The organism is Metabacillus arenae (genome assembly GCF_014773385.1).
Lineage (GTDB): Bacteria > Bacillota > Bacilli > Bacillales > Bacillaceae > Metabacillus_D > Metabacillus_D arenae.
The window spans coordinates 69544-93157 of record NZ_JACXAI010000014.1 but is presented as its reverse complement, the minus strand read 5'-3'; the positions used below and the strand labels follow the sequence as shown (position 1 = coordinate 93157).

Here is a 23614-nt window from a genome sequence, read left to right as displayed (position 1 = left end):
CATAAGAATAGCTCAAAAGGTGTTAGTCTATTGGAGTCAAGTATAAGAATAGTCTAACCATTTTACAGACGAGCTTATAAGCTCAGGGGATCCATAGCCGGTTGCGTGGGACAAACATTTAGTCAGGCAAAAACTAGATGTTTACACAAAACTTTTTGAGGAGTAGTTTGAGAAATTAAGGGTATACGCAATGAGAGTGGACTATGACGATAGCCCAATTTCACACTTATACCTGCTTGCCAAATTAATACTCTCATTATCCCAATATTATTCTACCTTAAAAACTTTATTTCTTTATTATTGTATTTGTTTGCATTGCAACTTCTCTCTGTTCGTTTTATTATAAGTAGGAAGAGCTTTTATATATGAATGCGCTTAAATCGTACTGTAATTTGCCGTTTTAGGAGGGAATACATAATGAAATTTGAAGGTACAGGTATTGAAGGACTTACTGCTGACCTGTTACGTCTTGACGAAATTATGGAAGAATTAGGTCTTGTTAGAGCAGGACAATGGGATTATGAACGGGTAACCTATGATCGTAAATTTGAAGCTAAGGGAGAAGTTTTCTACCTTCGTGTCCAAGGTTTCGCAGTTGAAGGTGATGTAGGAAGACGCGATGCTGTCATAAAGCTTCTAACTCCCCTTCTAGGAAAGTATTATTATCCACACGGTGTGGAGTATGGAGAAGACGAAAATTTCCCTTCCCAAATTATTAATACTTCCCAATCGTTGCTGGTCCAAGTAAAAGAAGAACTCAGCAAATTGCAATAGTCAAAGCGGCAAAAGTTCATCATGAGCTTTTGCTTTTTACATTCTCATTTTAACTTTCTTTCCGAACCTCACCAAATAAACATGTTCCTCTTCTCTTAACAGGCAGTAAAATTCCCATTGATGGAAGGTACAAATCTTTTGCCGGATTGACCCTGAGACTTAAGGGCTGATGGCTCGTGGAGCTAGATAACACCAAACATACTCCAACACATATACTCTTAAATCTTTATCAGTAAGAAAACGCTTCGTGTCTTTCAAGAGGGGATCGAAGTTGGAAAGTGAATGAAATCATGGAAAGTGCTGATTTCTTTTTATGAAAATGAATTTAAAGGATTTGATTGGGCTATTTTCCTTTTATCTATACTCTTTGACTAGTTCTTTAGGATGTTTCGCTTCATTTTGGTCACATTTCAAACGATTTATGATTATTCATTCAATAAACAAACGCTATTTGCACTCGGGTCGCCTATCAATCGTTCAACTTATCTTCGATTTTTCCCCTTATATCTTCGATTTTTCAAATTTATCTCCGAAATCGGCAGACTTATCTTCGAAAATTTCAATATATCGATTATTCGACATATATCAACAAAACTGATTAGTGTGCAGAATAGCTGTATTTTTTTAAACCTCCAAAAATGGGATTCCATTCACATTCTGATCTTAGACCGAAAAGCGCAAGGCGCTAGTCCTTATGCCTGCCGGAACTAGGAAGTCCTGTACGCCTGCGCTGGACAACGATTAATTAACTTTAATGCGTTATACTTTAATCGGCTTAGACTTTCTGAAACTATAAAAAAGGTGTTACAGAAAGGAAACTCTGCAACACCTTGTAAAAAATTAGTAGCCAAGAATCGCTCTAATGACAGACGTTTTTTCACCGCCGGTATAGAATACGTAAAGTAATAAATAGACAGCAACACCCGTTATCGCTGTAAAAAACCAAATGATACTTGTAATGGGGCCCAGCCTCCGGTGTCTAGATAATTTATTATTGTAGCCCGTAAGGAGAGTTACAATCCCAAATACAGCTCCAACAGTTGCTAAAAAAATATGAAAAATCAAAAACACCGTATAATAGACCTTAAGAGTTTCCGGACCACCAAAAGCCGTGTTTCCTACAAAAATCGTCCTAGACACATAAACTATAAAAAAGATTAGGGCAAATATAGCTGCTAGAAACATCGTTTTTTTATGAGATTCTATTTTTCTTTGCTTAATTAGGTACCAGCCAATAGCAACAAAAACAGCACTCAACACGATAAAGGCTGTACTAATAGTTGGTAATATAGGCAATGATATGTTCATTTATAGCTACCTCTCTTAACGTATAGTCCATCCCGTTATTTCACTGGTTCAGGATTGTACCCACCCGCAGCCTCAAGCTCTTCTTTTTCTTTTTCAGAGCGGACCCACTGAAAAAAGAGCATACCAAGTACGGTACCATATACAATTTCTTGAATGATTTTCATTAAAACGCCGCCTAGCTGCTGGTCATCAACCAGCGGAAGAGTATTAAACATTTCAGGACCAGTCAAGCTTAAATTTGCCATCATATCACCAGGTACGCATAATTGCATAGCATTCACCCACATTTGCGGATCAGAGTATGTAGCATATAAGGGGGTATCTGCAAAAATAATAAGTGCACAAGCTGGAGTCAATAAAACTCCATCAGCAAATATGTACCCAAGCTTTTTAATGCCGTTCAATTGTATCCAACCTGGCAGAGTATTTAACAGGGGCCACCACATGGCAAATGAAGCAACAAATATGGCTGTCGTTATGATTGAATGATAGACAGCATCCGTTTTGACAAAATCAAATATTAAAGGTATATGGTAGAAGGAGAAAATACCATTAAATACGATTAGCGCGATGATCGGTTTCGTTAGGAAGGAGAATACATGTTTTACTACAGGCAAACTTAAGATTGCTTTCCACAGCCAATCTGGAATACCCTTAATAAGTAAAATGGGAACAACTAAGTATAATAAGGCCATTTGGGTCATGTGAGCACTAAAAATAATATGTCCTAATAGATCAAGGGGACTTCCTTTTGTTACATACAAAAGCAGAACAGCAGAAACAAAAATCGATTTTTGTTTAGTTGATACTTTCCCGCTTTCTTGAAAGCGATTTCTCCATCTGCCAATAACTAAAAAATAGAAGACTGTTATTAGTATAAGCGCGAGGGCATAATAAGGGCTCCACAATGCACGAAAACCAAAAATATCTAAATTTTCCAAATGAATTCACTCCTTAAGAGCTGATGTTGCACACTCAGGTTACATTATACACCTCTTGTAAAGCGGTATCAATGAACGTTCTATGACAAAAGACTAAACAAAACAATCTAAAATTGCTAGCAGGTACTATGAAAGAGAGGCATTAGACATCTTGTCCATACTAGGGCAAGTAAAAGGCTAGTCTCCTTAGGCAGGTTTAGCGCAGGTATAGCGAAGGTATAGCTTGTAACCGGTTATGATGACCATTATCGGAGCAAAATCCAAAATTGGGAATCATTCGGCGGGTATGATGACCGAAATCGGAACAAAATCCGAAATCGGGAATCATACTCTTACTGATCGGCAAGCTGTGCGCTTCAGACATTAATCCATTATTAAGTAGAAAATTCTGTTAACATAACAAAAGCAGCCTGCTTAAGGCTGCTTTTGTTATGTTACCACCAAATAATTGTCACGAATGTTAGGACAGTAATTGCTGCTACCCCTATCCCAGAATAAAGGAACAATTTTACAGCTTCGTGTCCTTTATTGTTCATATGCATAAAATAATACAATTGAAAAATAACTTGAATGACAGCAAGCAGAATAATAAAAGGTGCCTTAAACCATTCTCCCACGCCATCATAACCGACCGCAATAAATGCTACGATCGTTAGAAAGATCATCAATGCAAATGAGATGACCTGCATTTTCATGTCTTCAGCATTTTTTTTGCGGCGGTAAGCTATATCTACTTTAGGGTTTCCTGTATTTTGATTACTCGCCATCAGTTTATCCCACCATTCCCATTAAGTATACAACTGTGAAAATGAACACCCAAACAACATCGATAAAGTGCCAGTATAAACTTGCAACATAATATTTAGGTGCGTTGTATAAATTAAGACCGCGTTTAGCATTTCTAATCATTAGTGTTAAGATCCAAAGAAGACCAAATGCAACGTGAAGTCCATGTGTTCCTACCAATGTGTAAAAAGCAGAACCAAGCGCAGAGCTTGTAATTGTAAATTTATATTCATGACTATAATGATTAAATTCATAAATCTCCAATGCCAAGAAAGCAGCACCAAGCAGAAGAGTAATACCTAACCACAGCTGCATTTGCTTAAAATTAAAGTTCTTCATATGATACATTGCGTAAACACTTGTTAAGCTACTTGTTAAAAGCAGCATTGTTGCAGCAAATACAAGCGGTATTTCAAATAATTCTTGAGTAGTCGCTCCGCCAGCATCGGAATCTCTTAAAGCAAGAAATGTTGCAAAGAGAGAGGCGAAAAGGACGGTCTCTCCTCCTAAAAACAACCAAAAGCCTAAGAACTTATTTTTCCCTTCGAGGGTTGCTTTTTCAGGCGATGCCGGAAAGGTTTCAGCTGTGAATTTTTCTTCAGCGTGCATTATGCCTTAACCCCCTTGTCGTCATCTTCATTTAAAATATCTTCTTTATGAATATGATAGCCGTGGTCATCTATAACAGATCTGAAGAACATCGCTGCAAATGTAATGATGAATCCGATTATAATGACTGGGACTCCCCATCCAAAGTCTTCTCTGTACATTAAACCAAATGCTGCTATGAATAATCCCAATGACATAATGAAAGGTAAGATTGAACCGTTCGGCATATGAATATCCCCAATTGGTTCAGCAGGCGTCATGCCTTTTTTACCAGCCATTTTTTCTACCCAAAGTGCATCAAGGCCACGTACTAATGGTGTTTGCTTAAAGTTGTACTCAGGTGTTGGAGTCTCTACAGCCCACTCAAGAGTACGACCGTCTTTCCAAGGATCTCTGCCAGCTGGTTTTCCTTTTATAGCTGTCACAACAATGTTGTAAAAAAGAACGATTGTACCAGCAGCCATAAATGCGGCACCGATCGAGCTTACAAAGTTCCCCATTTCAAGACCTTGACCTGGCAAGAATGTAAAGATACGACGCGGCATCCCCATTAGTCCTAAGAAATGCTGAATAAAGAATGTTAAATGGAAACCGGTAAAGAAAAGAACAAATGTAATTTTACCTAACGTTTCATTCAACATACGGTTATAAATTAAAGGCCACCAATAATGTGTTGCAGCAAATAAGGCAAAGACTAATCCGCCGACTATTACATAATGAAAGTGAGCGACAACAAAATACGTATCATGATACTGATAGTCAGCAGCTGCACTTGCCAGCATAACTCCAGTTACGCCTCCCATTACGAAGGTAGGAACAAAGGATACAGCCCAAATCATTGGGGTTGTAAACTTCATGCTACCTCCCCACATTGTGAATAGCCAGTTAAAGATTTTAATACCGGTTGGTACAGCAATTGCCATTGTTGCTACAGCAAAAATAGCATTAGCAATCGGACCTAAACCTGTTGTAAACATGTGGTGAGCCCAAACCATAAATCCTAAGAAACCAATTAATACTGTTGCAAATACCATGGAAGAGTATCCAAACAATCTCTTTTTTGAGAAAGCCGGAATAATATCTGAGAAAATACCGAACGCCGGTAAAATTAAGATATACACTTCCGGGTGACCGAAAATCCAGAATAAATGCTCCCAAATAATTGAATTCCCACCCATTGCCGGGTTAAAGAAGTGTGTACCAAAAAGCCGATCAAACATCATTAGCGCAATGCCTACCGTTAATGGAGGGAAAGCAAATAAAATAAGGGCAGATGCGACAAATGTTGTCCAAGTGAACAATGGCATACGCATGTAAGTCATACCTGGAGCGCGCATGTTAATAATGGTGACGAGGAAGTTAATCCCTGCTATTAATGTACCCAAACCGGAAATCTGCAAACCGAGCAGGTAAAAATCTACCCCGTGACCAGGTGACTCCAATGATAGTGATGCATAAGAAGTCCATCCAGCATCAGGAGCTCCTCCTAAAAACCAGCTTAAATTTAGGAATACTCCTCCAAAGAAGAATAACCAAAAACCTAAAGAGTTTAGGAACGGGAACGCAACATCACGTGCACCAATTTGTAATGGAACTACTGCGTTCATAAATGCGAAAATAAGTGGCATCGCAGCTAGGAAAATCATCGTTGTACCGTGCATCGTTAATATTTCGTTATAAAGACCTGCACTTACGAAATCATTATTCGGTACAGCCAGCTGGATGCGGATTACCATTGCTTCTAATCCTCCAACAAGGAAGAAAAAGCCGCCAGATAGAAGGTAAAGAATGGCGATTTTTTTATGGTCAACGGTTGTTAAGTAGTCCCATAAGGTCGCCCCTGCACCTTTCTTCTTCGATAACGTACTCACAGTGTTACCTCCCTTTTACTTCGATAAAGACGCTTTATTTCTCTTCAAGTTTTAAACCTTTTAAGTATTCGGTTAATGCATCCACTTCTCCATCTTCAAGCTCTGGATAAGTATTTGTCATTTTATTGCCAGGCTTATAAGCTTCTGGATCCTTTAACCACTTCCGAATATTTTCTTCGTTATGCTCTAAGATACCGGCAACACGTGAACGTTCACCGAAAGTGGCAAGGTTTGGACCCTTACGCGCTTGCTCTGGACGCTCATCAACCGGATTAACCGCATGGCAGCCAATACAGCCTTTTTCTTCAAAAAGCTGTTCACCCTGCTGAGCCATATCTCCTTCTGCAGTTGCTTTATACTCTTTCATTCCTTTAACCCAAGAATTGAACTCATCTTTAGAAAGAGTTTCCACTTTAAAGTCCATTAATGCATGTGAAGGTCCGCAAAGTTCAGCACATTTTCCATAGAAATAATCTTCATTTTCAAGATCTGAACGTTCTGAATCAAATTGCAACCAGAACTTATTAATATTTTCAGTATTTGTATCCATCTTTCCTCCGATAGCTGGAATCCAGAAAGAATGTTTAACATCAGAAGCCTTTAGATTAAAATAAACCTTTTCATCTGTTGGAACGACTAAATCCTGACTGGTTATAATTCCATGGTCTGGATACTCAAATTCCCACCAGTAAAGGTTTGCTCTTACATTAATGACAAGGGCATCTTCTGGCTTTCGATTTTCTTTATCCATTGCTCTAGTATCAGCAAGATCAAAGGTTGCCGCAACAACCGGAACAGCTAATACAATTAAAAGCAAAATTGGAATAACTGTCCAGATAACCTCCAGCTTATGACTTCCTTCAACCTGCTCAGGAATTTTGTCTTCATCCCCTTTGCGCCGGCGGAATTTAACGACTACATAAACGAAAATAATCGTTACAACAGCGACTACAACAACCATCATAATTGTGCTTAATATCATGATTGAGTACTGCATATCGGCTACTTCACCCGCAGGCTGAAGCGTAGATAAAAATGGTTCCCCACAGCCAGCTAGAACAAGCGTCATGAGTGCAAAAACAGTAAACAGACGCCATTTGGTCAGCCAATTTTTCATAGCTTAATCAAACCCCTCTTTCAGTAATTTAATTCCTTGCCTTCGAATTTAAAAAATTCTTGTATGATAACTCTTTTAAATTCTGCTCTCCTGCAATCTGACAGTTTGTTTCTTTGGAAAAATCAGTTATGAATGCGCTTTTAACGCTTTGTAAAAAAAAATCAAACTTATGTAGCCAAGGTTTTACTCCGTATTACAAAATAGATGTTTTACCTTGCAAAAATAGTTTACAGAAAAGCAGGTGTTCAAAAGAATTTCAAACCTAATGAATTGTGAAAATAACCATTGCAACAAACATGATTGTTAGATAATTTAACGAGTAAATAAACATCCATTTCGCCCATTTTAGGTCATCCTTCATTTTAAAACCATATATTGCTAAAACAAGCCACCCAATGTTTAATGCTGTTGCTAAAATAAGAAAAGGCATCCCTAATTGGAACAAATAGAAGGGTAACGGGAGTAAACACACGACCCATACCATCATTTGTCGTTTTGTAATAGCGAATCCATATACAGAAGGCAGCATTGGGATTTTGGCTGCTTTATACTCTTCACTTCTTTTCATAGCTAATGCAAGAAAATGAGGCGGCTGCCAAATGAACATCATTAAAAATAAGACCCATGGAACAATACTTAAGCTTCCTTCTACTGCAGCCCAGCCGATTAACGGCGGAACAGCGCCTGAGATACTGCCAATTACGGTATTTATAGTATAAAGACGTTTCGACCACATCGTATATAAAAAAACATATGTAACAACCCCAATTAATCCTATAAAGGCTGCTGTGACCGTCGTCATTAACAATATACTTAAACCAAGAGAAGTAAATAAAATTCCAAGCCATAGAACATGGACAGGATTAACCTTCCCAGTTACAGTTGGACGATTCTTCGTTCGTTCCATTAAATGATCAATGTCACGATCATAATAATTATTTATCGCACATGAACCGGCTATAATCAGGGAAGAACCGATCAACGTATACAATACAATATCCAGGCTCGAGATAAATCCTTTGCCTGAAAAATAAAGGGCCAGCCACAAACCGGTGAAGGTCGTGATCATATTCGAATTAACAATTCCTACTTTTATTAATGCTAAAAAGTCTTTAAGTGCAGTTGTTTGAGGAATGTCATGAGGCTTTGTTCCATTCAGCGCTGCTTCATTAGCAGCTCTTGAATCTGCCATTTATTTACCTCCTTTGCCGTCCACTTGTGGTCAATTGTTATCTTGGTTTGAATCGTTTCTATAGTGGTAACCTTGACACCATAATGAAGACCTGTCTGTACAATATTCTAACAATTCAATCATACAAGATTACAGACTTTATGAAAACGCCCTCTGTATATTAAACCATAATTCGACAACTTTTTGTGAACAAATTATGAATATTATTTGTCGAAATTGTGAAGGGTATTACCTTTATCCTTTGCTACTCTGGCTTAAATTAAACAACATATATCATAAAGCAAACACATGAAGGATATAAATGCATAAGTCGGTAGTCTTTAGTCGACAAACTATTCGGGCTCGGGCGACTGGAAGGTTGTTCTTTAACCTTCTCTGGCAGATTGGCCCTAAGGTCTAATGGCGCATGGACGGTATAGGCAGCACGCCCTTATGCATTCATGCATTAGGACAACCTGTCCGCCTGCGCTAAACATCTATAGCTGGCTTTATCACATTCATACATTAATTAATTAATTTAAACTCCTTCTGATCTGATGAAAATCTCATGGTGCTTTATCCAATCTTGGAGGAAAACCAAAAGATCCTGATGAAACTTCGGATTATACCTTTCGGTTAGTAGACTTGTGTCTTCCAGAATCATGTGGGGTGCTCGAGTAGAGGCACAACATCTATATAATATGGTACTATATTACTTAGTTTAAACTTTATTAAAAAAAGTCTCTTTTATTTTACTTACACTAACATTTCTAGCAAATTCTAATGGAATATTCAACCTTTTTTCTTTAAATGAATTCATTTTAAGGAAAAAAATGTTTTTATAAGAGAAAAGGGGTTTTGATTAGTTTCCAATTAATATGTTGAAATTATGTCTATCAACTATTATAACTTTGTGAACTTTTAGCGTTTTGAGTTGTATTTTCTTCGATAATTCCTTAAAATTTTTTAGGAATTGTTACTATTATAAAGAATTGAAGGTGAACAATTTGCAACATGCATTAAAATGGTTTGCAGTGCTCACTACGATCATCATGTTATTTGTTTTAATTGGCGGAGCACTTGTAACGAAAACAGGATCTGGTGCAGGTTGTGGAGAGTCATGGCCTTTATGTCACGGGCAGCTGCTGCCGAAGGATATTACACCAGAACTTATTATAGAGCTCAGCCACAGATTGGTCAGCGGGGTTGCTGGTTTTGTCGTATTAATATTAGCTGTTTGGTCTTGGAAAGCAATTGGCCATATACGAGAGACAAAACTTTTATCACTATTATCAGTGTTTTTTTTAATTTTACAGGCTCTAATTGGGGCTGGAGCAGTCATGTGGGGACAATCAGATAGCATCATGGCACTTCACTTCGGAATATCCTTAATATCATTTGCTTCCGTTTTGCTTTTAACCTTACTTATTTTTGAGGTAGATAAAAAGTTTGATGCCCATGCTATTCGAATCGATAAGCATATGAAGTTTCATATGATCGGGATCATTGTTTATAGTTATATAGTTGTGTACACAGGTGCATACGTCAGACATAAAGGGGCCAGCCTAGCATGTCCCAACTGGCCGTTATGCAGCAGGAGAACGTACGGGCTTCCGGCCACATTCCATGAATGGGTGCAGATGGGTCACCGCATTGCTGCCGGATTGATTTTCATATGGATTTTAATAGCGACGATTCGCGCAATAAAACATCATAAACATCAAAAAGTCGTTTATTGGGGCTGGATTATTGCTTTTATTCTTATCTGTATACAGGTTACAACTGGCGCACTAGTCGTGCTTACTGGTTTAAATCTATTCGTTTCATTAGCACATGCCTTTATTATTGCTTGTTTATTTGGAGTATTGAGCTATTTTATCCTTCTTATTTCTAGAGAAAAAAATAACAGTCAATAAGCTCAAATCTTATCGATAAATAAAGCTATTCGGCAATTAGATTGTCTTTCAGCATGGTTGAATGATTAGATTTTGCCCTTGACGTGATACTCCTGATGATAAAATCGAAAATTTATGCACGAAAAGCGCAAGGCGCTAGTTCTTCGGAGACAAGCATTCGGGCGAGCCGGCTGGAAGCTTGTTCTTTAACCTTCTCGGCGGACTTGTGACCTCAGGCGGGCTAGGCACTGCAGCTGGACAATGAAATGAAACCAAAAAAATCACCCTTTCCTTGAAAGATACGATCAATCAAAGGATAAGGTGATTTTTTCTATTATTCATTTATTATCCGTCTAAGCTATTCCATTTCAATAAGGAGATCTCCTGTTTGAATAGCTTCTCCATTTGATACAAAGATGTCTTTAATTTGGCCTGTGTAAGGGGCTTGAACAGTAGTTTCCATTTTCATTGCTTCTGTAATGATCAAATGGTCTCCTTTATCTACCTTTTCCCCTTTTTCAACAAGAACTTTAATAACAGTTCCAGGCATTGAAGCACCTATATGTTTTTGGTTTGCTCGGTCAGCTTTCATTTTTACCGCGACAGATGACTTGATGCTCTCATCTTTAATAATGACTTCACGCGGCTGCCCATTTAATTCAAAATAAACAACCCTTGTCCCATCAGTCTGAGCTTCACCTACGGAGACAAGCTTAACGATTAACGTTTTCCCTTGTTCAATCTCTACTTCTATTTCTTCACCCAGTCTCATTCCATATAAAAAAGTTGGGGTGTCTAAAACTGACACATTTCCTAGTGCTTCACAGGTTTTAGTATAGTCTGTGAAAACCTTTGGATAAAGAGCATAAGCAATTGCTTCATGGCTTGTAACTGGTCGATTCAACTGTTGGTATAAATCTTCTTTCAATGCTGTAAAGTTTACAGGTTCTAATAGTTCCCCTGGTCTGACACCAATCGGCTCTCTCCCTTTTAAAATAATACGCTGCAATTCTTTAGGGAATCCTCCATGCGGCTGGCCTAAGTAGCCTTCAAAGAGTTCAATAACAGAATCAGGATAATCAAGTGTTTCTCCTCTTTCATATATCTCTTCTTCAGTTAAATTATTTTGCACCATGAATAGAGCCATGTCACCCACTACTTTTGAGGAAGGTGTTACTTTGACAATATCGCCAAACATATCGTTCACGCGGCGATACATTTTTTTCACCTCATTCCAGCGGTCTCCAAGGCCTACAGCTTTTGCTTGCTGCTGAAGATTACTATACTGTCCACCAGGCATTTCGTGCACGTATATTTCCGTATGTGGAGCGATCATACCACTTTCAAATTCAGAATAGTATTTTCGAACGCTCTCCCAATATTGAGATAACTTTTCAAGTGCATTAATTTCAACCTGCGGCTGCCGCTCATTTCCTGCAAGCGCGTAATACAATGAATTTGCACTTGGCTGAGAGGTTAACCCTGCCATTGAACTCAATGCCACATCTACAACATCTACACCTGCTTCAATCGCTTTTGCATACATATAAATACCGTTTCCGCTTGTATCATGTGTGTGCAGATGAATTGGTATATTGATTGTTTCTTTTAAAGCTGATATTAAGTCGTAAGCAGCTTCAGGCTTAAGCAATCCGGCCATATCTTTAATACCTAAAATATGAGCACCTGAATTTTCAAGCTCCTTCGCCATCTCTTTGTAATAATTTAAATCATATTTTCTTCTGCTGGGATCTAATATATCTCCTGTATAACAAACAGTTGCTTCGGCAAGCTTGCCAGATTCTCTTACAGCATCAATTGCTTGCGTCATACCTTTGATCCAATTTAAGCTATCAAAAATACGGAAAACATCGATTCCCGCTTGAGCTGATTTTTCTACGAATTCCTTGATGACATTATCAGGATAGTTCTTATAGCCCACTGCATTGGAAGCACGCAGAAGCATCTGAAGCAAAAGGTTTGGAACCTTTTCACGAACTGTTAATAAACGGTCCCAAGGATCTTCTTTCAAGAAACGGTAAGACACATCAAACGTTGCTCCTCCCCACATCTCTAGTGAGAATAGATTTGGCAGGAGTCTGGCTGTCGGCTCTGCTATATTTTTTATATCATTTGTTCGCACACGTGTAGCAAGCAATGATTGATGGGCATCTCTAAATGTAGTATCAGTAAGGAGAACTTGTTTTTGTTCTTTTAACCAGTGGACAAGTCCTTCTGCTCCCTGCTCATCAAGAATTTGCTTTGTGCCGCGAGGATAGGGCTCCGATAATTTCACCTTTGGAACATGGGCCTTTTCAAAGACAGGCTTTTTCTTCTTACCAATGCCAGGAAAGCCATTTACTGTTACATTCCCTATGTAAGTAAGCATTTTTGTTCCGCGGTCTTTTCTCTTCGGGAAAACAAATAGTTCTGGTGAAGAATCAATAAAGGAAGTATCATATTCACCATTTAAAAAGTTTTTGTGTTTTACAACATTTTCCAAGAATGGAATGTTCGTTTTAATACCTCTTATTCTAAATTCTCTCAAGTTTCTGACCATTTTTGAAGCAGCTTGGTCAAACGTTAATGCCCATGTAGAAAGCTTAACTAAAAGAGAATCATAATGCGGTGTTATGACAGCTCCTTGGAATCCATTGCCTGCGTCAAGACGGACACCAAAGCCCCCGCCGGAACGATAGGCCATGATCTTACCGGTATCAGGCATAAAATTATTTAAAGGATCTTCAGTTGTTACACGTGATTGAATGGCGAACCCGTTCGTTCTAATTTGAGATTGCTCCGGAATTCCTACAACATCTCCATGAAGATCATGTCCATCTGCTACAAGAATCTGGGTTTGAACAATATCAACACCTGTTATCAATTCTGTAATGGTATGCTCAACCTGAACACGAGGATTAACCTCAATAAAATAAAATTCGTTATTTGCAACTAAAAATTCTACAGTACCCGCATTTAAGTACTTCACATTTTCCATTAACTGCACTGCTGCCTCGCAAATTGCTTCCCTTAATTCGTTATTCAGAGAAACACTTGGGGCAATTTCTACTACCTTTTGATGCCTTCTTTGAATGGAGCAATCCCTTTCATAAAGATGAATAATATTCCCTTGATTATCTCCAATGATTTGAACTTCAATATGCTTAGGGTTTTCAATTAACTTTTCTACGTATACTTCATCATTTCCAAATGCAGCTTTTGCCTCAGACTTTGCCCGCTCGTAAGACTCTTTAACGCCTGCCTCACTTCTGACGATTCTCATTCCTCTGCCGCCGCCGCCAAGTGATGCTTTAATAATAAATGGATAGCCATGGTCTTTTCCAAATTGAACAACTTCTTCCAGGCTATCGACTGGTCCAGGGCTGCCTGGGATAACTGGAATACCAGCAAGTTCAGCTTGGTGTCTGGCTTTTACTTTATCTCCAAACATATCAAGATGAGTGGAAGTAGGCCCTATAAAAATAATGCCTTCTTCCTCACAGCGGCGAGCAAAATGAATATTTTCAGATAAAAATCCATAACCAGGATGAATCGCATCCACATCATTTGCTTTTGCTATCTCGATAATCCCTTCATAGTCCAAATAAGCATCAATTGGCTTTTTCCCTTCACCTACTAAATACGCTTCGTCCGCTTTGTATCGATGAAAAGAGCCTGCATCTTCTTTTGAATATACAGCAACAGTTCGGATATCAAGCTCTGTACAAGCACGAAATACACGAATGGCGATTTCACCGCGGTTAGCTACTAAAATTTTTTCGATTTTTTTCTGCGTCATAGTACTCTCCCTCTTATGCTGGATTTTTTAATAGTATAACACATTTAAATATAGTATAGCATATTTAAATTAATAAGAAACCGGCTTTTGTTTAATAGCTTTCACTGGTATATGTTCTTCATTCATTTCTTTATTATAAGTTTCCCGATAATTGACAAACATTGAAATATTAACAAGAACACCCATTGAAATTAACAAAAGACTTAGGGATGAACCACCATAGCTAATAAAGGGCAATGTTACTCCGGTAATTGGGATTAATCCTGTCAAACCTCCCAAATTAATGCCGGCTTGAATAGCAATCATACTTGAAATCCCAACAGCAAGCAAAGATCCAAATACATCCTCGCATTTTCTAGAAATATAAAAGCCTTTAAATATAATAAATCCCAATAAAGATAGGGTAAAAACAACACCAAAAATTCCCAATTCTTCTGAAATGATCGCCATAATAAAATCTGTATGTGACTCAGGCAGGTAACCCGCCTTTTGAACACTTTCTCCTAAACCTACTCCGGTTAGTCCGCCTGATCCAATTGCATAATAGGAATTGACGAGTTGATACCCAGAACTCCCTTCCGTTTCAAAGGGATCTGTAAAGCCTGTTAAACGGCTCATACGATACGGTGAAAATATGGAATCAGAAAAAATGAACAGCAACGGACTAATAATAACAAAACCAATTATCACCAGCAGAATAAGTTTCATTAAGCTTTTGCCATTCATTCCAGAACATGCGGCAACTGCTAATGAAATCATTCCAATAATAGCAGCTGTTCCAAAATCCGGCTGCACAGCTACAAGCAGGCAAATGAGAAAGGTAAAAACGAGCGGCGGCAGCAATCCGACTCCAAGCTTATTTATGTATGATTGTTTTTTCTCATAAACGGCTGCCAAATATAAAATAACACTTAATTTCACATACTCACCTGGCTGCATGCTTGCTCCAAATAATTTTAGCCAGCTGTTCGCTCCTCCTGCCATATGTCCAAACACGAACAAGGAAACTAATAAACAAAAAGATCCAAGTACTGCCAGCTTTAAAAATTTATTATTTATATAGGCTCTGTAAGGAATGACCATCACAAATAAAAAAGCTGCTGAACCTATTAAAAACCATTGCAGCTGTCTTTGAAAGAAAAAACTAGGGTCCTGCCCATACCTAGAAACTGCGGTGACAGAACTCGAACTGTACACCATCACTAATCCAAATCCACATAATAAAAAAATCGCTAGAATTAGAGAATAATCATACGATTTTAAAATTTTTTTTATCATTGCACCCGCACCTTTTTTTGTTCATGAAGTTTTATCTTAGCTGAATCCATTTTACAATATTTTTGTGAAGGTTCTCAAATATTCACGTGACACAAGAAGTGTAATCTATATTCAATTTATTACATATCTATTCTCAGGTCTACTGTTCTGACAACTATCGTATCAGGGAATCGGACATATCTCAATAAATGTTATCATAATACTGCTCCAATCCCAAAATAAAAAACTCAAACCATTGATATACATAATAGTTTGAGTTCTAGATTGTTATTTTTTTGTGAAAGCTTCGTGCAGGGCTGAAAGCTCACGTTCAAGGGTTTCCAGCAGGGCTTTTCCTTCACGTTCCTCTATCAAACCCAGCCTTACAGCGAAATCAATTTCACGGGACAAGCCGAACATTTGTGTATCAAGAACCTCTTCATAAAGAGGACATTGCGGCATCGTTAAGTTATCCATCTGCACTTGGATAAGTTTCATTATTTTTTCAGCATCGGCCTTTAGTAGGGCAAAAGCCTTTTCTTGATGATCAATAGCAATCTCAGAAGCCAAATGAATCCCTCCGTTCCCCGAACGATTACCTACCTTTTCTCTATTAATATTAAAGGTTTTTCACTAAAAATGCAAGAAAAAACTAAGGACAACAAGGTCTTCTGCTCCCTTATTTACTTAATCTAAAGGAAGGTCAGGTTGCTTTTTTGATACAGACTTTAGCAAAATATCCTTCATACTAGTTGAAAGCAGCAGGCATTCGTCCTTTTGATTTGTATATCCCCATCCCTCTTCAAACGATTTGCGGCATTTTAAAAACCTTTTGAAAGTTCGGATCTAGGATTTGAATAAATCAGCGAAAGTGCTGATTTATTTTTATTTAATAACACCCTATACTATTTAATCTTTTAAGTGAACTTTAACACAGTAGTTTAGGCATTCGGCGGCTCGCCGATTGCTACTAGTCTGACCTCTTACTGCTCACTTCTAGAAATGGAAGTTCGGATCCGGGAAGTGAAACAATCGGAGATACAGCGATTGCCCTCTTTAACTTTCTTTAATCATACGACAAATCTCCTAAAAGATGCTTAACTCATACTTTTCAGATAGCAATTCCAGCAATCGAATCCCTGAAATACTGTTGCCTTTTTCATCAAGTGCTGGCCCGAAGATGCCAATTCCAAATTGATATGGAGAAACCCCCATTATCCCTCCGGAAACACCACTTTTAGCGGGAATTCCAATTTTTATTGCAAACTCTCCACTAGCATTATACATCCCGCAGGTTGTCATGAATGTTTTACAAATTCTTGCAATATCCTTTGAAATGATTTTTTCCTCTGTTTCTGGATGAATACCATCTAATGCAAAAACAGCACCAATTTTCGCTAAATCCAAACTATGCATTTTAATCGAACACTGTTTTGTATAAATATCCATGAGTTCTTCGACAGAACCCTCGATAATTCCATGCTGCTTCATAAAATAGCAAAGTGCTCGGTTAAGCCAGCTTGTTTCAAATTCTGACCTTGCTACTTCTTCACAGTAATGAATTGCCTGGTTATTCGTTAATTGCTGAATAAATTGAAGCAAGCGCTCAAACTTTTCCTCATTCGACTTCCCCACGATCATACTTGTTACAGCAAGTGCTCCTGCGTTTATCATAGGATTTAGAGGCTTTGATGGATTGATCGTTTCCAGCTTGACAATTGAGTTAAATGGGTCACCTGTCGGTTCCATCCCAACCTTGGTGAATACATAGTCTTTTCCATAGTCCTTTAGTACAAGTGCCAATGCCAGGACTTTAGATATACTTTGAAGGGTAAAAAGCTTTTCCACATTGCCTGCATACGTACATGTATTGTCAACATGATAAACAGCTACAGACAAGTCATCTCGGTCTGCCTTAGATAGTGCAGGTATATAATCAGCAACATGACCATACGATGTAACTTTTTTAGCTTCTGTTACCAAATTTAATAGTTCATCATTTGTTTTACATCCCATCCTATCCCCCCTAAAAGCATTTTTTCCTATTATTCCCCGAATGTGACAAAATCATAGAAAGCGCTTATACTTTTAGAGGAGGAGGATTAATTATGGAATCGATTGTGATCATAAAAGGAAACGTAAAGCATGTTATTACATTAGATCCGGGAGTTTGGATTTTTGATGACCGGAAAGTAGATTTGACTACATATTTTGATCAACATCCTTTAGACACTAAAGACGATCAATTGGAGGCTTATACACGTGAAGTGTCAAAGCATTGGGAACGTGAAATCCGCGAAGGTGCGATATACCCGCCCACATTAAAAACAGAAAGAAAGTTTGAAAAGGAAAAAGTTTTAAATGGGACATTCGGGATCTCATTAGGTCCATTTCTTAAAAATGCCGAGCCTAAAGAAGATGCAAAATTTGTTGTTTTTCAAACACAGAAAGAAGCTATAAAAATTCCGATAACTGATGCAGAAAACATGATTTTAGGCTTTAGTAAATCTGGCAAGCCGTTACTTGAAGATGGTCCAATCCATGCCTATTACCATGATGGACGAAACAAGTTAAACCCTATTACACATATTAGAGAAATTAAAGTGATTTAGGTGATTACAAGCCATGGGTGGAATATATGAAATCAGCGGAAGAGCTGATTTCTTTTTTTATTCAGCTAAAAAAATGTAAGTTAATTAAAGTATTAACGGATAAAAAGTGGGATCAATGTCCAGCTCCGAGAGCCATCGACCCTTAGGTCTCAGGGTCAAGCCGTCAAGAAGATTAAAGAACAACCTTCTTGACGGCTCGCCTTGTGCTTGTCGCCGATAGGACTATCCCTCTGCGCTTTTCGTTCCATCCACCCACAGTGCTTTAAGATCTAACCATTAAATTGTAACAAGGTTAGCGAAAACCCCTTTTATAATCGCTCTTTTCTAGCTATGAACTTTATAAGAGGCATTTGAAATTATAGAAATCGGTGAGTCGCTGATTGCTTCAAGTCTCACCTCAGGAGATACTTAAATTTCGAATAAATAAACTTTGTTTAAATAGCACCATCCTTTATAGAAGATCGGCAGCCAGCTGGGCAAGGCCGGAACGTTCGCCCTTTACTAATCGAACATGACCGGCAATTTGCTGTTCTTTAAACTTCTCTACCACATATGTCAGGCCATTATTATATTCATCTAAATAAGGATGATCAATTTGCTCAGGGTCTCCCATCAAAACAATTTTGCTTCGTTCTCCTACTCTTGTTAATATTGTTTTTACTTCATGCTTTGTCAGGTTTTGGGCCTCATCAATGATAATAAATTGATCTGGAATGCTTCTCCCCCTTATATATGTCAAGGCTTCTACCTCAATTGATCCCATACCAGCTAAGATAGCGTCCAGCTCACCAGGTTTTTTAGCATTAAATAAATATTCTAAATTATCATAAATTGGCTGCATCCATGGTCTTAGCTTTTCCTCTTTCTCACCTGGAAGATATCCAATATCCTTCCCAACTGGGACAATAGGCCTTGCAACAAGAAGTTTTTTATAGCTCTTTAGATCCTCTGTCTGCAGAAGGCCTGCGGCTAACGCCAATAACGTTTTTCCTGTCCCTGCCTTTCCAATTAAAGTAACAAGTGGCACATCGGTTCGAAGAAGAAGCTCCATAGCCATTGTTTGCTGAACATTTCTTGGGCGAATTCCCCAAATATGATCATTATCAAATACAAGCCTTTTCACTTTTTGCTTTGTTTTTTCTACTATCCCGATTGCAGATGCAGAACCACCAAGCGCATCTTTCATAACAATAAATTGATTTGGATAAAAGGGATGGTTCGTAACTTCTGACAGCTTTAATTCATCTTTTTCATAAAAGCGGTTAAGGTTATCACCGCTTATGTACAGTTCTAGAAAGCCGCTGTAAATATGATCAATTTCAACAACGCGGTCGCTCAAAAAATCTTCGGCTACAAGTCCGATTGCATCTGCCTTTACACGGACTAATGCATCTTTACTGACGAGAATGACTTGTCTGCCTTTTTCATTTGTTTGTTCTTCTAGAGAGAGATTTTTTGCAACAGCCAGAATGCGATTATCATTTGTTTTCTCAACAAAAATTTCTTGTAATTGGTGAAAGGAACGGTGATTTAATTCAATTCGCAGGTGCCCTCCATTTGGAAGAGGAATTTTCTCATGTAATTTCCCCGTTTCTCTTAACCCATCTATAATTTTCGATACCTGTCTAGCATTCCTTCCAATTTCATCCATATATCTTTTTTTAGAATCGACTTCCTCTAATACAACAGCGGGAATAACGACTTCATTGTCATCAAAAGAAAAAAGTGAATTCGGATCCTGCAATAATACATTAGTATCTAGAACGTATACTTTGCTCAGTTTTTTCGCCTCCTACTCAGATGTAATTAAGGATATTCCAAATGTTAACAAAAACCCATTGTTCACATATATTTTCCTCCTAGGTGAAGGCATGAAACCAAGTTGTATTTGAAGCGTTGCTAAAATATATGAAAAGGTGAATAAAGATAGAAGGTTAATTAGACAATAAAAATAAAAGGTTGAACTATAAAAAGGAGTGACAATTCATGCGATACTTCTTCTTTATCCTATTATCTGCCGCCTTATTGCTCTCGGCTTGCAACAACAACGAAGGGGCAAAAGGTGAGGTTGCTGATGAATATGATACAAAACCAATCGCCGTAAAAGATAGTGTGAATGATCCTGTTGACAGAAAAACAGGTCAGGAAATCTCAAAGCACCTCGTCGAACTATCCAATCGAATCAAAGGTGTGAATGATGCTAATGCTGTAGTCCTTGGACCGTATGCTGTTGTAGGGATAGATGTCAATCAAGACCTTGATCGCAGCAAAGTTGAGTCGATTAAGTATTCTGTTGCGGAAAGCCTAAGGCATGATCCACATGGTGCAAATGCAGTCGTCATTGCAGATGCGGATACGAATAAACGTCTTCAGGCAATGGGAAATGAAATCCAGCAAGGACGTCCAATTGCCGGTATTCTTGATGAGCTGGCCGCTATTGTTGGCAGAGTGATGCCTGAAGCACCTAGTGACTTGATTGATAACCAAGAACAGCAGCCTACAGAGCAAGATAATGATCAGCTACCAAAAGGTGAACAACAAAAGTTGGACAAAGAGCAGCAGGACCAATCAAATAATTATTTAAAAAAGCAAAAATAAATTCATTAGAAAAAAGCTTAGTTCCCAGAGTAACTAAGCTTTTTTCATCGCACTGAGCACTTGCTGATCCAGCTTGGCAGCAGCGCGCTCATCATATGTTTTTTCATATTGCGGATCAACAGATATTTTTGACCCATAAAACATAACATCACGTACTTCAGATATGTTCACTTCAATAAGGGCTAATTTTAATGGAACTTCATCTAGTTTTTCAATTTTAAGATGAGCATTTCCAATAATAGAATATGTAGATTCATTTGCAATAACATTAATAACAGTTGAAGGATGCTTCTTAATATTTTCAACAATTCGAGATCGCAGGTCAATAGCAAAATACACTCGCTCAGTATCTGGAGCATATACCCATGAAATCGATGTTACATTTGGGCCCCCAGTTTCATGATCAACAGTTGCCACTGTAACAAATCGTTCTTTTTGAAGAGCTTGATATAATGGTTCAATTAAAGACGTTTCTACCTTATTTGCCAATCTCATCCCTCCACTTCGGTAAGATACTTCTATCATACCTTTTTTCCTTCTTTAATCCAACTTTTTTGTGAAAATGATTACACAACTCCGCCATAAGGTTTTTAAGTACTTGTTATGCTATACTTTTATGGAAGCTGACTTGTAAATGAGGTGTGAAATTTTGAGAGTTAAATGTGTTTTATGCGATAAAATTGATACGATAGATGATGAAACCCTGGAAGCAAAACGCTTGCGCAATCGGCCAATCCATACTTATATGTGCGGTCCATGTAATAACAGGATCGAAATAAAGACAAACGAACGGATCAAAACAGGAAACTTTCGGCTTTATCGTGATAAAAAAACAGAAGATCATTGGTGATAAAAATCCATTACATTTTCATTTGAATTCCTTGAATTAAATCCCTTAATCCTTGATGCTGCAGACAATACATCAAGGATTTCTCCTGAAATTTCTTCTCTCAATTTCAAACGCTTTCTCCTTTCAACTTCAAAAAGACTGAATTTGAATCTTTTAGAGGAAGTGCTTAAGTTATCTGGAATGATTATAATACGCTTTCATTTGGATATGTAAAACCTTAAAAAAACAGACAATGTTTTTCCTCTTGTTAGCAAAGACTGCCATATGTAAAATAATGTAAATAAATATAAAACTTCTTATAGGCAATAAGAAAAACGCTACGCGTTTTTCTGAAGGGGTGAGGTCGGAGGTGGGAATTGATGAAATCAGCGAAAGAGCTGATTTTTTTATACACTTTAACTAGTTCTTTAAGGTGCTCGCGTCATTTTGGCCATATTTCAAACGATTTCTGTTTGTTCATTCCATAACAAATAGCTTTTTGCTCTTGATCACCCACCAATCGTTTACTTATCTTCGATTTTTCCCCTTATATCTTCGAAATCTGAAATTTATCTACGAAATCGGCAGACTTATCTTCGAAAATTTCAAAATATCGATTATTCGACATAAATCATCAAATCTAAGTAGTGTACAGATTACAAATATTGTTATTAAACCGCCAATAATGAGATAACATATAAATTCTGATATTATAACAAAGCCAAACCCCTACATAAGGGTTTGACTTTGTTCATTTATTTATGCATACTTTTATACCCCGTTAATACATCAACGTTTTTATTTCTTGAGGAAACCTTTCAATTACATAAAAAAAGCTCATTTTATACAAATGAAAAAGGACATTTCTTCTATGCCCTGTTCCCGGTATTGGCCCCACCTACGCCAGATACTATGACGGCCACACATGCCATCCAACCTATTATTACTATAACAGAAATCGCTTACATTTTCAAAAATTAATAGAAAACAAATTTCGACATAAATGGCACTCCACCTTTCTTTGGCCCACCTAGAGGGGACTACTTATTAACATGGAATACCAATCCTATTTACAACTTAAAAGATGAATGTCATTCAATTTTCCATTTCTATGAGCCGGATTGAATTTTTTCGAGGGAATGTTTTCTGGCGTTTACCGAGATGAGCGAGACTTCCCGCTTACGAGCGGGTTCTCGGATGTTGGTTGCCAGTTCTCCACTTTTTCGGATCGGGTTCCTGCAAGTGTAAGCCAAAGATGAGCGAGCTTTCCATGAGAGGGTTTCTATGTGAACCAGATGGTCTGGATATGAACTATTTATTCAAACTAGCCCAAATTTATCGAGCTGCAAATTTTAAGCTGGCTTTCTTTTACAACCAACAAAAAAACTGACCATCAATCTTGATCAGTTTTTTCGTTATAATTTTTAAATTTCTCAGGCTCTTCCTTCATTTGGTCAATCATGACATCAATTAAATCCACTGGAAATTGATATTGCTGCTCCGCGCCTTTTTTTAAAAAGTGAATGGTATACATCACTTCATCTCTCATGATTTCTTTGACAACCACGTCATGTTCTTCTTTTAATATGTCTTGAAAGAGCTGAGCTGTTTCTGCTGCTGCCAAGTCATCGGGCCTACTATCTGCCACAACTTGAATACTGAGCCAGTTGTATAAAGCATCTTGCAAACTCCTCATGAAATGGTTCGCTCTTCTTTTTTTGCACGATGGAGGCGAATTTTGTAAATAATCAAGATTAAGGCTGCCACTACAAGGCCTTCGGCTACAGGCAAAAAGATGCCTAAAAAGGTTAAGACCGTACAACCAAGTGCAAGAAATAAATAGATTAAAGCAGATTTTAGAATAGGCAGCTTCTTTGCAAAGCCCAATTTATAAACAATGATGGATAAGCCTAAAATCGTGAAGTAAAGTAACCACATTCCTAAGTCTGCATTCTCTTGGACACGGTAAAGACTCGCAAAAAAAGATAAACGTTCTGAAACATTATCCATTTAGACTCCTCCTTTGTTTCCATGATAGAACTTAGAA

At 37.9% G+C, this 23614-nt stretch carries 20 protein-coding genes; 5 read left to right on the top strand and 15 right to left on the bottom strand.

Features of this window, described 5'->3' with window-relative positions; translation table 11 throughout:
* Positions 1-417: 417 nt before the first annotated feature.
* Positions 418-774, top strand: coding sequence for a YugN family protein (locus IC621_RS12015; RefSeq protein WP_191158553.1), 357 nt, complete (start codon positions 418-420; stop codon positions 772-774).
* Between the two features lie 840 nt (positions 775-1614).
* On the opposite strand, the gene IC621_RS12010 is transcribed toward IC621_RS12015, so the two are convergent.
* The 7 genes from IC621_RS12010 to cyoE all read right to left on the bottom strand — a co-directional run bounded on the left by IC621_RS12010 (position 1615) and on the right by cyoE (position 8598).
* Positions 1615-2082: a DUF420 domain-containing protein gene (locus IC621_RS12010; protein WP_191158552.1), complete on the bottom strand. Its 468-nt coding sequence runs from the start codon at positions 2080-2082 to the stop codon at positions 1615-1617.
* A 35-nt stretch (positions 2083-2117) separates the two neighbouring features.
* Positions 2118-3023 (bottom strand): cytochrome c oxidase assembly factor CtaG, encoded by a 906-nt coding sequence (ctaG, locus tag IC621_RS12005; RefSeq protein ID WP_191158551.1) that lies wholly within the window; start codon positions 3021-3023, stop codon positions 2118-2120.
* A gap of 434 nt (positions 3024-3457) precedes the next feature.
* Positions 3458-3790, bottom strand: a complete 333-nt coding sequence (gene ctaF, locus IC621_RS12000) for a cytochrome c oxidase subunit IVB (RefSeq protein WP_191158550.1) — start codon at positions 3788-3790, stop codon at positions 3458-3460.
* A 4-nt stretch (positions 3791-3794) separates the two neighbouring features.
* On the bottom strand, positions 3795-4418 hold the full coding sequence (gene ctaE, locus IC621_RS11995) for a cytochrome c oxidase subunit III (protein ID WP_191158549.1): 624 nt from the start codon (positions 4416-4418) through the stop codon (positions 3795-3797).
* Complete coding sequence (gene ctaD, locus IC621_RS11990; RefSeq protein ID WP_191158548.1) at positions 4418-6289, bottom strand: cytochrome c oxidase subunit I; 1872 nt, start codon at positions 6287-6289, stop codon at positions 4418-4420. Before ctaD ends, ctaE begins: the two co-directional genes overlap by 1 nt.
* Before the next feature lie 34 nt (positions 6290-6323).
* A complete protein-coding gene (gene coxB, locus IC621_RS11985) occupies positions 6324-7406 on the bottom strand; it encodes a cytochrome c oxidase subunit II (protein WP_191158547.1) in 1083 nt (360 codons plus the stop codon).
* A 262-nt stretch (positions 7407-7668) separates the two neighbouring features.
* The gene (gene cyoE, locus IC621_RS11980; protein WP_191158546.1) at positions 7669-8598 is read right to left on the bottom strand and encodes a heme o synthase; all 930 of its coding nucleotides are present in this window, start codon (positions 8596-8598) and stop codon (positions 7669-7671) included.
* A gap of 986 nt (positions 8599-9584) precedes the next feature.
* Between cyoE and IC621_RS11975 the strand changes: the two genes are divergently transcribed.
* Complete coding sequence (locus IC621_RS11975) at positions 9585-10493, top strand: COX15/CtaA family protein (protein WP_191158545.1); 909 nt, start codon at positions 9585-9587, stop codon at positions 10491-10493.
* A gap of 337 nt (positions 10494-10830) precedes the next feature.
* Here the strand turns inward: IC621_RS11975 and pyc are convergent, their stop codons facing one another.
* From pyc to glsA, 4 genes are all read right to left on the bottom strand, one after another.
* Positions 10831-14271, bottom strand: a complete 3441-nt coding sequence (gene pyc, locus IC621_RS11970; protein WP_191158544.1) for a pyruvate carboxylase — start codon at positions 14269-14271, stop codon at positions 10831-10833.
* 69 nt (positions 14272-14340) lie between these two features.
* Positions 14341-15549, bottom strand: a complete 1209-nt coding sequence (locus tag IC621_RS11965; RefSeq protein ID WP_191158543.1) for an FtsW/RodA/SpoVE family cell cycle protein — start codon at positions 15547-15549, stop codon at positions 14341-14343.
* Between the two features lie 267 nt (positions 15550-15816).
* Positions 15817-16098 carry a YlaN family protein gene (locus IC621_RS11960; RefSeq protein WP_191158542.1) on the bottom strand — a complete coding sequence of 94 codons (282 nt, stop codon included), beginning with the start codon at positions 16096-16098 and terminating at the stop codon, positions 15817-15819.
* 516 nt (positions 16099-16614) lie between these two features.
* On the bottom strand, positions 16615-17544 hold the full coding sequence (gene glsA, locus IC621_RS11955) for a glutaminase A (RefSeq protein ID WP_191158541.1): 930 nt from the start codon (positions 17542-17544) through the stop codon (positions 16615-16617).
* A 92-nt stretch (positions 17545-17636) separates the two neighbouring features.
* Here glsA and IC621_RS11950 point away from each other — a divergent pair, with 92 nt between their 5' ends.
* On the top strand, positions 17637-18140 hold the full coding sequence (locus IC621_RS11950; RefSeq protein WP_191158540.1) for a molybdopterin-binding protein: 504 nt from the start codon (positions 17637-17639) through the stop codon (positions 18138-18140).
* 451 nt (positions 18141-18591) lie between these two features.
* Here the strand turns inward: IC621_RS11950 and IC621_RS11945 are convergent, their stop codons facing one another.
* Positions 18592-19920: a PhoH family protein gene (locus tag IC621_RS11945; RefSeq protein ID WP_191158608.1), complete on the bottom strand. Its 1329-nt coding sequence runs from the start codon at positions 19918-19920 to the stop codon at positions 18592-18594.
* A gap of 206 nt (positions 19921-20126) precedes the next feature.
* Between IC621_RS11945 and IC621_RS11940 the strand changes: the two genes are divergently transcribed.
* Positions 20127-20738, top strand: coding sequence for a YhcN/YlaJ family sporulation lipoprotein (locus IC621_RS11940; RefSeq protein WP_191158539.1), 612 nt, complete (start codon positions 20127-20129; stop codon positions 20736-20738).
* A gap of 33 nt (positions 20739-20771) precedes the next feature.
* Here IC621_RS11940 and IC621_RS11935 read toward each other — a convergent pair whose 3' ends face one another.
* Positions 20772-21227: a pyridoxamine 5'-phosphate oxidase family protein gene (locus IC621_RS11935; protein WP_191158538.1), complete on the bottom strand. Its 456-nt coding sequence runs from the start codon at positions 21225-21227 to the stop codon at positions 20772-20774.
* A gap of 160 nt (positions 21228-21387) precedes the next feature.
* Between IC621_RS11935 and IC621_RS11930 the strand changes: the two genes are divergently transcribed.
* A complete protein-coding gene (locus IC621_RS11930; protein WP_191158537.1) occupies positions 21388-21588 on the top strand; it encodes a YlaI family protein in 201 nt (66 codons plus the stop codon).
* A 1372-nt stretch (positions 21589-22960) separates the two neighbouring features.
* On the opposite strand, the gene IC621_RS11925 is transcribed toward IC621_RS11930, so the two are convergent.
* The gene (locus IC621_RS11925; RefSeq protein WP_191158536.1) at positions 22961-23263 is read right to left on the bottom strand and encodes a hypothetical protein; all 303 of its coding nucleotides are present in this window, start codon (positions 23261-23263) and stop codon (positions 22961-22963) included.
* Positions 23260-23577: a YlaH-like family protein gene (locus IC621_RS11920; RefSeq protein ID WP_191158535.1), complete on the bottom strand. Its 318-nt coding sequence runs from the start codon at positions 23575-23577 to the stop codon at positions 23260-23262. Before IC621_RS11920 ends, IC621_RS11925 begins: the two co-directional genes overlap by 4 nt.
* Positions 23578-23614: the final 37 nt, after the last annotated feature.

Coding starts and splice junctions, on each gene's coding strand:
- IC621_RS12015 (WP_191158553.1), top strand. CDS start 418: ATGAAATTTGAAGGTACAGGTATTGAAGGACTTACTGCTGACCTGTTA.
- IC621_RS12010 (WP_191158552.1), bottom strand. CDS start 2,082: ATGAACATATCATTGCCTATATTACCAACTATTAGTACAGCCTTTATC.
- ctaF (WP_191158550.1), bottom strand. CDS start 3,790: ATGGCGAGTAATCAAAATACAGGAAACCCTAAAGTAGATATAGCTTAC.
- ctaE (WP_191158549.1), bottom strand. CDS start 4,418: ATGCACGCTGAAGAAAAATTCACAGCTGAAACCTTTCCGGCATCGCCT.
- coxB (WP_191158547.1), bottom strand. CDS start 7,406: ATGAAAAATTGGCTGACCAAATGGCGTCTGTTTACTGTTTTTGCACTC.
- cyoE (WP_191158546.1), bottom strand. CDS start 8,598: ATGGCAGATTCAAGAGCTGCTAATGAAGCAGCGCTGAATGGAACAAAG.
- pyc (WP_191158544.1), bottom strand. CDS start 14,271: ATGACGCAGAAAAAAATCGAAAAAATTTTAGTAGCTAACCGCGGTGAA.
- IC621_RS11965 (WP_191158543.1), bottom strand. CDS start 15,549: ATGATAAAAAAAATTTTAAAATCGTATGATTATTCTCTAATTCTAGCG.
- glsA (WP_191158541.1), bottom strand. CDS start 17,544: ATGGGATGTAAAACAAATGATGAACTATTAAATTTGGTAACAGAAGCT.
- IC621_RS11950 (WP_191158540.1), top strand. CDS start 17,637: ATGGAATCGATTGTGATCATAAAAGGAAACGTAAAGCATGTTATTACA.
- IC621_RS11940 (WP_191158539.1), top strand. CDS start 20,127: ATGCGATACTTCTTCTTTATCCTATTATCTGCCGCCTTATTGCTCTCG.
- IC621_RS11925 (WP_191158536.1), bottom strand. CDS start 23,263: ATGAGGAGTTTGCAAGATGCTTTATACAACTGGCTCAGTATTCAAGTT.
- IC621_RS11920 (WP_191158535.1), bottom strand. CDS start 23,577: ATGGATAATGTTTCAGAACGTTTATCTTTTTTTGCGAGTCTTTACCGT.